Raw genomic sequence first — 14,121 nt, 5'->3', positions numbered from 1 at the left:
TTGGTGTGGCGCGCGAACGCGGTGATATACATACGACGCTTGAAACCGGCGAGCTCTTAAATGCGATGCACGATCGCCTGAGGCGTCCCTGCGGGGACGAGAGCCTAGCTATTCCGCTGATCGGGGTTGCACCGCTGGCTTAGCAAGGTGCGTCGTTCCCATTGAACGCTCGTCCCGTAAAGTCCCATCATGCGGCGAACCAATATTGACCACGAAGAACCGTGTGGCTAGTCAAAAGCTCACGAGGGGAATATCCGCTGCAAACGGCCGCCGTCTCCTCGATCGCGCTCCTCGATCGCGCCAAGATCGGCTGCACAACGCAGCGCACAGCGGATGGGCCGGCCAGAGGATAGCGGTATGCTGGGAGGTGTCCCCACCGAGGCTACCGAGAAAGCTGAAGGCTCTTGGAAGCGGGAGCTGCGCCAGGCCAATGAGATCCTGCGCAAGGCGATGCTTGGTTTGCGGTGGCGGAGTTCGATCGTCTTTAGAGACGATACTCGCCTTCCGCGGAGAAGAGGTTGGTCGAGCCGATCCGTCGATCTGAGGTGCTGCCGAACGCCGTGTCACATGGGATTCACTTGTCGCTGAGCTACCTGCAAGTTCCTTTTTTTGGCCTTATCCAAGTTCCTGCCGACTCCGTGCTTGTCTTCGCGGGTTCACCGTGGTTCCCGGTTACCAGCACGTTGCAACAAATGCTTCAAATAAATTTATAGAATCTTTGCGAGCGCAAGTCCCTGAAGGTTATAGGTTCATCTTAAATCTGAGGTCAGGCGCGCTGAAAGAGGCTAATACCCTGTTTACGCCCGGACCGCCGCAGCTCGCAATGGAGAAATGGATGCCAAGAGCAACGAGAGCGCTTATCCTAGTTGAAGGTCATAGGGGAATTGGTCTGCGATACGTCCAAGCGGCCCAGAGTCTTGGTTTCCATCCAATTACCCTGTCGGCTGATCCTGCTCGGTATGACTACCTTGCGGCGGAAAGTGTCGAGACAATCCGTGTCGATACAGACAATCTCGATGCGCTGATTCACGAATGTTCGCGGCTACGTGCGACGTATGACATTGCTGGCATTACTGGCTTTGCGGGCGACGACGAGTCGATCTACGCGACAGTTGGCAAGCTCTGCCTGCATTTCGATCTACCGGGACCGAACCCCGCATCGATTGAACAATGCTGCGACAAATTTACTCAACGTCAGCTCCTCGCGGAGGCCGGCATTCCAATACCTGCTTATCGCTTAGCAGCGAATGCAGCGGAGGTTGAAATCTCTGCCGCCGAGATCGGCCTGCCGGTGATTCTGAAGCCAGTCATAGGCAGCGGCAGCATCGGTGTGCGATTATGCAGCACCGTCGATGAGTTAGCCGAACATACCACCTACCTATTGGGTGGGAAGCATATTTGGCGATCTTCACCGAGGATACTTGTTGAAGAATACGCGAATGGTCCAGACTACGGCGCTTACGCAATGGGAAATGAAATCGTTGGGATAGAGGCTGCTGTATATGGCGGCCAGCCGCATTTCGTCTGTAGTGAAGGAACCTTCCCAGCCCCGCTCATTGATGACGAGTACAAACTTATGGCCGATGTTTCGCTGAGTTGCTTGCGATCTCTCGGCCTTGGCTGGGGGCCAACCAGTATCCAATTCCGATGGACGACACGTGGTCCAGTCGTTATTGAAGTCAACCCGCGGCTTGGTGGTGGTCCTCAACCGGTTCATCTGGCTTACGGAGTCGACCTCGTCACCGAACACATCAAGCTTGTCATCGGTCGCGAATGTAACCTGCGCAAAAGCCATTCACATATCGCGGCCTGGCGCTCATTGTTTCCTGATCGCGATGGCATCCTCGATTGGATCCATGGCGGCAGTCAGGCTGCTGCTGTACCGGGTGTCGCCGAAGTCAAATTTTATGTTGAGCCCAAGACGCCGATCATCAGGAAGGGCGATTACCGAGACTCCATGGGGTACATTATCGCCGTTTCATCCAACCGTTCTCGGACAAAGTCGATACTCCAGCAAGCCATCGACCTAATCGACTGGTCGATCACACCATTTCCGACTGAACAGGAACAATAATCGGTTCCTCGTCTCTCCGCACCAGCGCAGATGTCCCAGCCAAAGAGTGATCGTTGCCGAACATTGGTGCGATTGAGAGCACGAAAGAGATGCGGAGCCATAGCTATACTTTGCGATCCGTGGCGAATCGCGATCGGTTGATTTTTGCTGATTCACAGAAGCCTCGTGCTTTGCTTTCCGCGACACGATCGTGAGTGGCGACTGATTACCTGCGCTCCAAAGGGGCTTTGCGCGAGCTAGGCTTCGCTTGATCAGGCGGCCGCCACCTGCTGAACAAGTCTCTCGGAGACATCTTGCAGCCAGATGACGTCGATATGGAAACTGCATTTGACCATGGCCGCTGGGCGTTCAATCGTCTGACTTCTCTAGCCGCGAGTTGAACAACAAGCACAGGACGATCAAGCCTCAGCGACCGGATTGTGCTGGCCAGTCTTAGCGGAGGCTGTGTCATTGTTGCGCGAATGCAAACCTCAAAAATCAATGGAGTAGACTCATGACGATCCCAAAGGGTGTACAGGCATTTCCACGCACTGAATACCTGCGCCGGCTGTCCGCCGTGAAGGCTGAAATGGAGGGACGCGACGTGGACGTACTGCTCGTTTTGGACGCTTCCAATATCACTTATCTTTCAGGCTATACCACGCCGTCCGGATATGTTCCTCAGGCGCTTGTGATTGACGGGGTGGCTGAGGAGCCGACATTCATCCTTCGTCGTTGCGATGCGCCGGCGGCCATGTACGAATGTTTCATGGAACAGGATAAGATCATCGGCTACCCGGAAGCGCTCATTGGCAATCTAGCCAACGACGGATACGATGCCGTCATCGACTTCCTGAATGAAGCTGGTCTCGCGAAACGGGGGCTGGGTATCGAGATGTCGAGCCTGCCTGCAGCGACATCGGAAAAGTTCAAGTCACGGCTGCCTGAGGCTCGCGTTGTAGACTGCACCAAGCTTGTCAGCTGGCTCCGCCTAGTCAAATCCGATCTCGAAATAGAAGTCATGCGGGAAGCCGCCGCCATTTCCGACGCCGCGATGAAGCGCGCCAGCGAAGTCATACGTGCCGGTGTAGCGGAAGCCGACGCGGCGGCAGAGATCGCGGCGGCGTTAATCCGGGGAGCGAATGGAAAGCCGGGAACGGCGCTGAAGGCCTTCTATCTCTGCGCCTCGCCTCGGATAGGTACCTGTCACATTCCGTGGACGGGGGACGTGTTCCGCGACGGGTCCCAGATCAATCTCGAACTCGGCGGCACTCGCCATGGATATTCCGCGGGCCTCATGCGTACTTTCTCGATCGGCGCCCCGTCCGAACGCCTGCGCCGCATTCATGAGGCCCAGGTCGAAGGCCTTGAGGCGGCACTCGCCGCAGTCCGGCCGGGATCAACGTGCAGCGAAGTGGCCAACGCGTTCTACAAGACGCTCCGCAAACACGGTTTCGAAAAGGAAACGCGCTGCGGCTACGCGCACGGCATTGGCTGGCTCGAACCGACTGCAAGCCTCCGGGATGGCGACACGACTGAGCTGAAGCCGAACATGACCTTTCATTTGATGCTGGGCAACTGGATTGAGGACGACTTCGGTTACGTGATCAGCGAGACATTCCGGGTCGCCGGCACCGGCGCTGAGGTAATCACAAACACGCCGCGGAAGATCTTCGAAATCTGAACGGGCAATCGTGTCCGGTCGCCTATCTATTCGATCGTGTTGATGTCAGGCGCTTCTAAGTTGTCCGAATCGCCGGCGTTTTGATGTCCTCCGGAGGGTCTTGCTTCTCTCCGGATTGGCTCTTGGGATTAGAAGAATGGCGGAAAGATCTGTTCGGCGTCTGATTCAATGATGCGATCAGCACGTGGACCGTAGCGAACTCCCTCCGAAGGACTTCTGTCCGCCAGTTGGCGGATTTGAGGTGACACTAGTTGCGATGGCTTCTGGAGCGATTGCGGTCAAGCTTGTTAGTGCTTCATGTCCTATTCGATTGTTCGATCGGTTGGCGACCATCTCCTCGTCCTGACTTGGCTTCGGCTGTGCCGCGGGGGACTGGCCGGTCGTGTTGGCCGGCAGGTCATCGCGTGCGCGACGTGGCTTTGATGGAGCTACGAGCCCGATGGCTGCGATCGCGGCTGGTCTCGCGGCGCACCGCGACGATTTCCAGATCCGTGCCTTCCTCATCGAACAGGCGCATGGCTTGGCCTCGTGCCACGGCAATACAGTACCGGAGGGAAGCCGACTGTCCGCCGCATCTCAAAACCAGGAAGCCGCTTATCTGCGAATTCTGTTAATCCAGGCGGCCAGCTTCGGCGCATGGCTGCAGAATGCCGCGCCGCGGCTTCATCGCAGCAAGCTCGCCACGGCACTGGCTATCGCTGAAGCGCCAAAGTCCCGACAGCGATCGAAGGCTTCGCTGTGCCGATCGCCGCGACCAGGAGATCATCGGCGCGACGCCGGCACGCTCATCAGGCGACGGCAGTTCGCCTCGTTCTGGCTGATCTCCTCGATCTCCTGGCTGACCGTTTCGATGAGCTCGTCGAGCCACAGCCAGTCCTCGTAGAGTCCAACGATCGGATCGCTCATGCGCGGCGATATCTCGTCGGCACGGTTCTCCAGGATTGCGAACTGCGAGTTGCGAAGTGCTCTCGCGCCGGGCAGCACGGCAATACCGTGCTGCGCAATGGCTGGACATTCGGCAGCACCGAAACGAGGTGACGGCCATCTAAACCGCCACCCCCCAGTGCGCGAGAAGCATGGAGCGAATATGAACGCACCCGGAATCTGTTTGACCCAAATGGTTGCCTGGCAACCTATCCGCTAATGAGATTAACGGTGCGTGCGAATTCCCCATCAAGGCCATGACACGCGAGCCGACCAAAAGGGCCGGATACATATGAGCGACTTCCGCTATCCTCCACGCCTCACTTGCGATCAGCAGCCGGTCCATACAATTGGGTCAGGTGGCCGCAAGCATGGTGTCTTGCCGTTTCCAGCGAAGTTCGGTGGCGTCCAGCCACGTGCGAGGCATGATCACCGCCAGTCTTCTGGCAAGCGCGACAATGGCTTTTTGCGTCCCTCGCCGATTGGCGACGTTCTTCGCCCCGGCCTTAAACCACGACCAATTTGCCAACGCGTCAGCGGGACTGGGCGGCCTCGAAGGCAACGACCTCTTCATGCCTAGGCCCGCAGGGGGACATGCATTCAACGCGCTCCCTTTCTCCCTGCTGAAATTACCCGGTCATGGCCGACTTCATTATCTCCGGAGGGACAACCCCGGTCGCCTACGAAACAAGATCGATCACGACCAAACAATTGCCCTAGCCACCTGACGGCGATCATCGATGCTGTGATTTGCGACAATGACGCTGCTTCCCGGACCCTTTTTCGATCGCAGCCTGATTATGCTCGATGTCGGAGGGAAATCCTAGCTTCCGCCGCCCCGTGACTAGTGCCATCGCCGAGGCCGCGGTCCACGCTGTCATGGATGATCTGGTCAGAGAGGGCCTCACGATCTTAATTCGGTGGGCCGGGCCGACGCGCGAGGACGCAGACATCCAAGGGTCAGTTCCGTAACCGACTTGCCCCACGGCGACCTAGCATGTGCTGGCCGGGACCGACCTCTGTGCTGAAAAGCGAGCCTCGGGTCCATCTCGTTACTAGATGTCGATGATACACAAAAGGCATTTGACGAAATCGTGCTGCGGAATGATGCTCGCTTAAATAAGGCACTAGGACAGAAAAAGCTGGGAACTAATAGATGTACAGCGTCGACACTTTCCGACATCTCCAGGAAGAAGCCACGCAATGGCGCCGCTACCTGCACCAGAATCCGGAACTGGGATACGAGGTGCACAATACGGCGAAGTTCGTTGCTGAGAAGCTGGCCTCCTTCGGTATCAATCACATCGAGACGGGCATCGCCGAGACCGGCGTGGTTGCCCTGATCCAGGGTGAGGGCGGGGAGGGGCCGACGATCGGACTGCGCGCCGATATGGATGCCCTGCCGATCCTGGAAGCGTCGAACAAGGCCTGGTCCTCGCGGATACCCGGCAAGATGCACGCGTGCGGCCATGACGGCCACACCGCGATGCTATTGGCGGCTGCAAAACACCTCGCCGCGACGCGCAACTTCAAAGGCTCAGCGGCTTTGATCTTCCAGCCCGCCGAGGAAGATGGACGAGGTGCTTTGAAGATGGTCCAGGAAGGAATCATGGAGCGCTTCAACATCTCCCAGGTCTACGGCCTGCACAACTCACCCGGCACTGACATTGGCCAGTTCGCCATCCGGGAGGGCGGTATGATGGCGGCGCTTGACGAGTTTGACATCATCGTCAAGGGGAGGGGCGGGCATGCAGCTTCGCCCCACAGGACTGTCGACCCTGTGGTCACCGCCGCACAAATCATCGTTGCCCTCCAGACCGTGGTGTCCCGCAACACCGACCCCACTGACGCCCTCGTCGTTTCTGTCACGAAGTTCACGGCGAGCCAAGCCTACAACGTCATCGCGGACCAGGTCGAAATGGGTGGGACTGTCAGGAGTCTGACCTCCGCCGTGCGCGATCTGGCGCAGCGGCAGATCAGGTTATGCGCCGAGGGCGTGGCCCACGGGATGGGCGCGGAAATTGAGTTCAGGCATCGGCGGCTCGAACCCCTTACATTCAATCACACGGCCGGAACACATTTCGCGATCACCGCAGCCCGCGGCCTCGTGGGCCATGACGCCGTAAACGACAACGTCAAGCCTTCGATGGGATCCGAAGACTTTGCCTACATGCTGGAAGCGCGGCCGGGCGCGATCATCCTCTTGGGGAACGGCTCGACGCCGGGCTTGCACAATCCCGCTTACGATTTCGACGACGAGGCGATCCCGTATGGCGTGGGCTATTGGGTAACCCTCGTCGAGAAGATTCTGGCGGCCTGACTTGTCGGGTTACGGCTCGTGAACCGGGCTGAACGGCGAGAGATGCTTCAGTTGACCGTGAAACGCGCAGGACAGGACCGCGTCGGCACCGCCACGTAGATCACTTCGCGAAGTCTCGATTGCGGCCGTCCGCTGGGTCGGCGAAAATTGCATATTCAATTATGCTCAACATTAAAAAAGGGGAATGGCCATGAGCTTCTCTATTATCATTAACCGCAGGCGTTTCCTGCAGGCAGCATCAACCGCCTTGGCTGCCGGCGCACTTCCTTCCATTGCCAGTAACAAGGCATCGGCGCAGACTCCTGGCGAACTGCGCGTCCTTGTCTACGGTGGCGATACCGGAAAGGCGATGATTGAGGCCTATGTAAAACCATTTGAAGCCGAAACAGGCATTAAGATGACCCCGATTACCGATCAGGGCGACCGGGCATCGATCGAGATGATGGTTGCGCAGAATAACGTCACCGTCGATGTTGTCACCGCTAACCAGGGATCTTCGTTCGAGTTGTCCCAAAAGGGTCTTTTTGAGCCGATCGATTATTCTATTTACAGGAATGAAGACCTAGACGGGCTCGCCGACTTCGCAAAGCAGCCGTTTGGCGTAGCTAACGTAGTTTATGCGTTCGTCATGGTCTACAATACCGAAAAATTCCCAGCGGGTAAGCTGCGGCCGACCACATGGGCGGAATTCTGGGACGTGAACAGTTTCCCGGGTGTCCGCAGTCTTGTCAGCGGCCAATATGGTTCAGAAGGCCCTTGGGAGGAAGCCCTTCTCGCCGATGGCGTAAATCCAAAGGATATATATCCTATGGACCTAGATCGTGTTTTCAAAAGTTTGGACAGAATAAAGCCCGATATTCGCAAATGGTGGGGAACAGGGTCCGAAATCCAGCAGATGATGCATGACAAGGCAGTAGATCTTGTAAATGCCTATGATGGTAGGGCCGGCACGTTGATCAAGCAGGGAGCACCGCTTGAAATTAATCGTAACCAGGCGAAAATAACTTGGGACTACTGGCAGATTGTGAAGGGGTCTCCTAACGCGCACGCTGCGCAACAGTTTGTCGCATTTACCGCGCGCGCCGACCGTCAGGCAGCATTTTCACAACTCATGCCGTTCGGCCCGAGCAACCTCAACGCGTTCAAGGTTCTACCGGAAGATATTGGGCGCTCGCTGGCCAGCCACCCCGACTACCTGAGGTCAAGTGTGCTAATCGACTCGAAATGGTACGCCGAGAAGGGATCGGACGGGCTCACGAACACCGAAAAGCTGGTCCAGCGCTGGAACGAGTGGATCCTGCTTTAAGCCCCTGTCGGCCTTTTGCGACGGCATTTACCGATGACGTGCCGCACCGAACCAGCACGTCATCGTTCGGCTTGGAGTGACGAACATGAATGCACCAGTCAGAACGCTGCATCCGCTAGCTAAGGATAGACCATTGGAGAAACTCGCTCTTTCCGAGCAAATCGAATTTCGGAACGTCACCAAATTATACGGTCAGGTCATTGCGGTCAGGAGCCTGTCGTTGACCGTTGGGCGCGGCGAGTTCCTCACGATCCTTGGTCCGAGCGGTTCTGGCAAGACGACGACACTCATGCTGCTGGCGGGGTTCGAGGCGCCTACCGAAGGTGATATCCGCATCGCTGGGAAGTCCGTCGCCTCGGTACCTTCCTATCGGCGCGATCAGGGCGTCGTCTTCCAAAGCTATGCGCTCTTCCCGCACCTCACCGTTCGCCGCAACCTTGAATTTCCGCTCGAGATGCGCGGCATCAGGTCGGCTGAGCGGGCCGCGAGAGCCGAACGCATCCTGTCACGTGTCCATTTGGACGGCTTGGGTGACCGCATGCCATCACAGCTCAGCGGTGGGCAGCAGCAGCGCGTGGCGCTCGCCCGGGCCCTCATAGCCGACCCTCCAATCTTGTTGCTAGACGAGCCGTTGGGAGCACTAGACCGTAACTTGCGTGAGCAAATGCAGGGTGAGATCAAGGGGCTTCACAAAGAGTTCGGAATCACTACGGTGTGTGTCACACACGACCAGGAGGAGGCGCTCACGCTTTCCGATCGGATCGTGGTGATGAACGCTGGACGAATTGAGCAAACTGACACGCCTGAGGCGCTATATGACCGTCCTGTCTCCCGGTTTGTCGCGAATTTCCTTGGGGACGCCAACATCCTCGATGATCCGTCATTCGCTGTTGAGTCGGATACGCCGCAACCGGACGGCACCGTCGCGATGATCCGGCCGGAACGTATACGGATCTCCGCCCCTGGCGCCACGAAGAGTGCCGACGCCGATCAGCGCCAGCATGTCGCCGGCACCGTGACCGATATGATCTATGCCGGCCCGCTGCGAAGATACCATGTGGCTGTCGGCGATAACGACGTGGTCATACGCGAACACGTCGCCGCGGGGCGTCAGATCTTCCAGATCGGGGACACCATTCAGCTCGACTGGTTGAGATCGGACATCCGCTTCGTCACGACGTGATCTCAGGGGACTCGCAGATGTTGACTTTACAAAAGCTTACGCGGGCCTCTGTTGTGCTGACCTTTCCGGCGCTCTGCCTCCTGCTACTCGTCTTTGCCATACCGATCGTCCAGCTCTTCTTAAACAGCATCAACGCCCCCGCGCTCTCCCTCGTCAATTACGTGACGTTCTTCGTGCATCCTGCGAACGTTCGCGTCCTCATCCAGACCATCGAGGTAAGCATCGTAGCCACGGTCATCTGCGCTATCATCGGCTACCCGACGGCCTACCTGATCACGGCTGCTTCGAAGCAGGTCCGGTCTGTCTTGGTCATCCTCGTCCTGATCCCGTATCTCACGAGTTCGCTGGCCCGAACCTACGCCTGGGTCATGATCCTAGGTGACCGCGGCCTTATCAATAACCTGCTGCTCGATCTGCGCGTCATCACCAGTCCTCTGCCTCTGATTTACAACCGTATGGCCATGTATATCGGCATGGTCCACATCATGTTGCCGATCATGATCCTGCCGCTAGTGAGCGTGATGCTCGGCATCGATAAGTCGCAAGTGGCAGCCGCGCGCAGCATGGGCGCGCGTCCGTTCTCGGCCTTCTGGCGCGTGTTCTTACCGCTCAGTCTGCCCGGCTTACGCAGTGGTGCGTTGCTCGTCTTCATCCTGAGCCTCGGATTCTACATCACGCCCGCAGCCCTTGGTGGCCTGCGCGATGCCATGCTCTCGACTTTCATCGCGGCTGAGGTGCAAAGCTCATTCAATCTCGGCCGGATAGGGGCAGCGTCATTTATTCTCCTCGCGATCGCGATGACGGTGCTCGCCGTCCTCAGACTCAATCCGGCCGGCCCCAAAGGCAATGCTGCGTCGGATCGGCGAAACCGTTTTCCCGCAGCGGGGGCCTTGGTGCGACATCTCACTGAGCTCGGCACGCTTCGGCGGGCGCGTCGCTGGAACATGCATCTTTACCGCGCTGGCGACGCCACCCATGTGTGGAGGTTCATAGGGATCACGGTAGTCATATTCACCCTACTCTTTCTCCTCTTCCCGGGCGTGGTGGTGATCATCGTGTCTTTTAGCGCCGGAACGCAGTTGGAATTCCCTCCATCCGGCTTTTCCGTGCAATGGTATCGTTCGTTTTTTGCCGATCCGTCGTGGAACGGGGCCGCGCTGAGCAGTTTCGAAATTGCAATCTCGGTAACCATAATCTCGACCATACTCGGCACGCTGGCCGCCTATGGACTCAGTCGCAGCGCGCCAATGCTGCGCAACGTGCTCACGTTGGTCCTCCTAGCACCGATCACCTTTCCGGTGATCGTGGTCGGCATCGCAGCCTACCTTGGTCTGGTATCCTTCGGCCTAGTCGGATCGAAGACAGGCATCGTCTTGGCGCACAGCATTGGCGCTATGAGCTATGTCGTAGTTGTCGTCGCGGCAACGCTGGCCAACTTTGACATTAGTCTTGAGCAAGCCGCTAAGAGCATGCGGGCCGGGCCGTTCCGGACATTCATGAGGGTGACTCTGCCTTTGATCCGGCCAGGCATCCTCGGCGGGGCGGTTTTTGCGTTCCTCCATTCGTTCGACGAAGTGGTCATATCCTTGCTCGTCAGCGGTCTATCCATACGCACGCTTCCCTTAAAGATGTGGGAAAACATCCGGCATGAAATCGACCCCACCGTCGCCGCGGTGGCGTCGCTGCTGATGCTTCTGCCCGTGCTCTGGCTCGTCGCCATGTACTTCATCTGGTGGCGGTCAAGATCCAGAATGCAAGCTGCCTCAGCCCGCATGCTCGCCGCGGTCTGAATCCGCACTACTCGTTAGGGCTCCCGGGCAGTGCCAGCGTGTCAACCGCACGGCATGTTACGCGCCTTGGGGCCGCGGTCACTCTGCGCCTGACCATTCAGAACTCTATAGGAAGAAACACGATGACAGAAATCGAACCTACCGTTGCCGTAACAATCGCTCGTGCGTTGTCGCGCCACGGCGTGAAGTTCATATTCGGTCAGAGCCTTCCTTCCGCCGTGATCCTCGCTGCGGAGGAAATCGGAATCCGTCAAATCGCCTACCGCCAGGAGAATATGGGTGGTGCGATGGCCGATGGTTTCGCGAGGGCCTCGGGACAGGTCGCGGTGGTCACCGCCCAGAACGGTCCAGCAGCGGCACTGCTCGTTGCACCGCTGGCCGAGGCCCTGAAGGCCAGCATCCCCGTGGTGGCTCTCATTCAGGAGGTAGAGCGACTGCAGGTGGATAAGAATGCCTTTCAGGAACTCGATCACCTGGCGCTTTTCGCATCCTGCGCCAAGTGGACGCGCCGTATTGGCACCGCGGATCGGGTTGACGACTACGTGGACGCCGCGTTCGTGGCTGCGGCGAGTGGCCGGCCGGGGCCTGCCGTCCTTTTACTGCCGGCTGACCTGCTCCGCGAGACAGCCCAGCCCAGCGCCCACAAGCGCGAGGCATGCCTCAGCGCCTGGCCCCTCGACCGGACCCGGCCGTCGGATGCCAGCATTGCCGAAGCGGCTTTCCTAATCGCGAAAGCCCATTGCCCGGTGGTCATGGCGGGTGGGGGCGCCCTTTCCACCGGCGCGCCATCGGCTCTGGCGAACCTTCAGGAATTTGCCTCGCTCCCTGTATTCACGACGAACATGGGGAAGGGTGCCGTCAATGAATTCCACCCCCTTTCATTCGGCGTGCTCGGATCCCTCGTAGGGCCAACATCGCTTGGCCGCTTCACGCGGAGCTTGGTCGAGGATGCCGACCTGATCCTGCAAGTTGGAACACGAAACAACCAGAACGGCACCGACAGCTGGCGCCTCATTCGTCCGGGTACAAGGATCATCCAGATCGACCTTGACCCGCAGGAGATCGGGCGCAACTACGAGGCAGTCCGCCTCGTCGGGGATGCAGCAGAAACCCTCAAAGCACTCACGCAGGCCCTCAAGACCCAAGATCTCAAGGCAAGGTCACAGGCGCGCCCCGGTCTGGCCGAGCGGATTGCCGATGCCTGGCGCCAGTTCGAGACGGTCAGGGCACCCCTTCTAAAGCAGGCAACCGCAGGGATCAGGCCAGAACGCGTGATGGCGGAACTGCAGAATCTGCTCCAGCCAGAGATGATCATCACTGCTGATGCAAGCTACTCATCGATGTGGGTCGTCGGTCATCTGCGAGCGCCACGGGAAGGGACGCGCTTCCTCACACCCCGTGGGCTCGCCGGGCTCGGATGGGGCCTTCCGCTCGCCATTGGAGCAAAAGTCGCGCGGCCTTCGGCACCTGTTGTGGCGCTTGTCGGGGACGGCGGCTTTGCCCATTCCTGGGCCGAATTGGAGACGATGGTCCGCATGGGAATTCCGGTGACGGTCGTCGTCCTGAACAACGGCATCCTCGGCTTCCAGAAGGACGCAGAAACCGTGAAGTTTGGGGCCTATACCACAGCCTGCCATTTTGCAGCGGTTGATCACGCGGCGATTGCGCGCGCCTGTGGCTGCGAAGGGATAAGAGTCGAGGACGCTGCGGCTCTGCCGGAGGTCCTCAAGCGAGCCCTCGTCGCCGAGCGGCCGACACTCATCGAGGTGATGACGGATCCCGATGCGCATCCTCCGATTTCGCTGTTTGCCGGGACCCTGGATCACTGAGCGGAATGGCGTTACGTGGGCAACCGATGGAACAATAAGCCGGAAGGCGCAAACCGGGGCCTGTTCGGCGCCGACGACGAAGTCGGGCGCCTCAACCTGATCACGGATGACATCCGACTGAAAGCGGCCGCCGAGATCAGGACCGGCCGGGCTTTCTGCCTCAGCTTGCCACTGGATCTCCCCGGCGGGACTGCGCTCAATCCGAACCGCAAGCCGCCGCGTCGTCATGTGGCGATACGCAAGCAGGGACTGCCGGCGGTGAACTATCCCCTATATCTGGAGAACACTCATTACATTGACGCGTCCTGCGATGACAGCGTGACACTATTCACACAATATTCGACGCAGTGGGACGCCCTTAGCCACATCGGGCAGCATTTCAACACCGACGATGACGGCACCGCTGAGATCGTCTATTATAATGGCTTCAGGGGCGGCACGGATGTTCTTGGACCCGATGCCGAAGGCGGAGCTCGCGCGCGCCGATTAGGCATCGACAAGTTCGCCGAGACCTGCGTCCAAGGTTGGGGCGTGCTGCTTGACCTAGGCAGGATCTATGGACGGGACCGAACCCTGGTCGGCTACGATGCCCTAGTGCGTGCTATGCAGACTCAGTCCGTTAAAGTCGAGGCGGGCGACATACTGTGCGTTCACACCGGATTCGCCAAACTTGTTGTCGACATGGACGGCAGCCCGGATCCGCGTGTTCTGCACAATGCCTGCGCCGTACTAGAGGGGCGGGACGACAGGCTGCTCCGGTGGATCGACGACTGCGGTATCGCCGCGCTGGTTGCCGACAACTTCGCGGTGGAGGCGTATCCGAATCGCGTACCGGACGGCTGCGACCACTGCGCCGGCCTGCCGCTGCACCAGCATTGTCTATTCAAGCTTGGCCTTGACGAGCTCTGGTATCTATCGGACTTGGCTGCGTGGCTAAGAGATCATAACCTTAGCCGGTTTTTCCTTACCGCTCCGCCTCTGCGCCTGCCCGGCTCGTTCGGCTTGCCGCTGACACCCGTCGCCACAGTGTAG

General features: G+C 58.7%; 8 protein-coding genes and 1 pseudogene. All 9 read left to right on the top strand.

All coding sequences use genetic code 11. The annotated features are described in order from the left end of the window. The first annotated feature begins 835 nt into the window (after positions 1–835). The 9 genes and pseudogenes from EN780_RS02040 to EN780_RS02000 all read left to right on the top strand — a co-directional run bounded on the left by EN780_RS02040 (position 836) and on the right by EN780_RS02000 (position 14,121). Complete coding sequence (locus tag EN780_RS02040; protein WP_127410489.1) at positions 836–2,074, top strand: acetyl-CoA carboxylase biotin carboxylase subunit family protein; 1,239 nt, start codon at positions 836–838, stop codon at positions 2,072–2,074. Between the two features lie 493 nt (positions 2,075–2,567). Then, positions 2,568–3,737: a Xaa-Pro peptidase family protein gene (locus EN780_RS02035; RefSeq protein ID WP_126080651.1), complete on the top strand. Its 1,170-nt coding sequence runs from the start codon at positions 2,568–2,570 to the stop codon at positions 3,735–3,737. A 513-nt stretch (positions 3,738–4,250) separates the two neighbouring features. Beyond that, a pseudogene (locus EN780_RS40370) lies at positions 4,251–4,620 on the top strand (transposase); the annotation flags it as partial. Positions 4,621–5,817: 1,197 nt separating this feature from the next. Continuing rightward, entirely contained in the window at positions 5,818–6,981 is a 1,164-nt protein-coding gene (locus tag EN780_RS02025) for a M20 aminoacylase family protein (RefSeq protein ID WP_126080652.1), read from the top strand. Between the two features lie 190 nt (positions 6,982–7,171). Beyond that, positions 7,172–8,287, top strand: coding sequence for an ABC transporter substrate-binding protein (locus EN780_RS02020; RefSeq protein ID WP_126080653.1), 1,116 nt, complete (start codon positions 7,172–7,174; stop codon positions 8,285–8,287). An 85-nt stretch (positions 8,288–8,372) separates the two neighbouring features. Next, positions 8,373–9,470 carry an ABC transporter ATP-binding protein gene (locus EN780_RS02015; RefSeq protein ID WP_126080654.1) on the top strand — a complete coding sequence of 366 codons (1,098 nt, stop codon included), beginning with the start codon at positions 8,373–8,375 and terminating at the stop codon, positions 9,468–9,470. A 17-nt stretch (positions 9,471–9,487) separates the two neighbouring features. Next, positions 9,488–11,260: an ABC transporter permease subunit gene (locus EN780_RS02010; protein WP_126080655.1), complete on the top strand. Its 1,773-nt coding sequence runs from the start codon at positions 9,488–9,490 to the stop codon at positions 11,258–11,260. Positions 11,261–11,382: 122 nt separating this feature from the next. After that, entirely contained in the window at positions 11,383–13,089 is a 1,707-nt protein-coding gene (locus tag EN780_RS02005; RefSeq protein WP_126080656.1) for an acetolactate synthase catalytic subunit, read from the top strand. A gap of 15 nt (positions 13,090–13,104) precedes the next feature. Further along, entirely contained in the window at positions 13,105–14,121 is a 1,017-nt protein-coding gene (locus EN780_RS02000; RefSeq protein ID WP_126080657.1) for a cyclase family protein, read from the top strand.

Origin of the sequence: Mesorhizobium sp. M4B.F.Ca.ET.089.01.1.1, from assembly GCF_004022605.1 — a bacterium.
Classification (GTDB): Bacteria; Pseudomonadota; Alphaproteobacteria; order Rhizobiales; family Rhizobiaceae; genus Mesorhizobium; species Mesorhizobium abyssinicae.
Note: the sequence above shows the minus strand (reverse complement) of the source record. Positions and strands in the feature narration are given on the sequence as shown.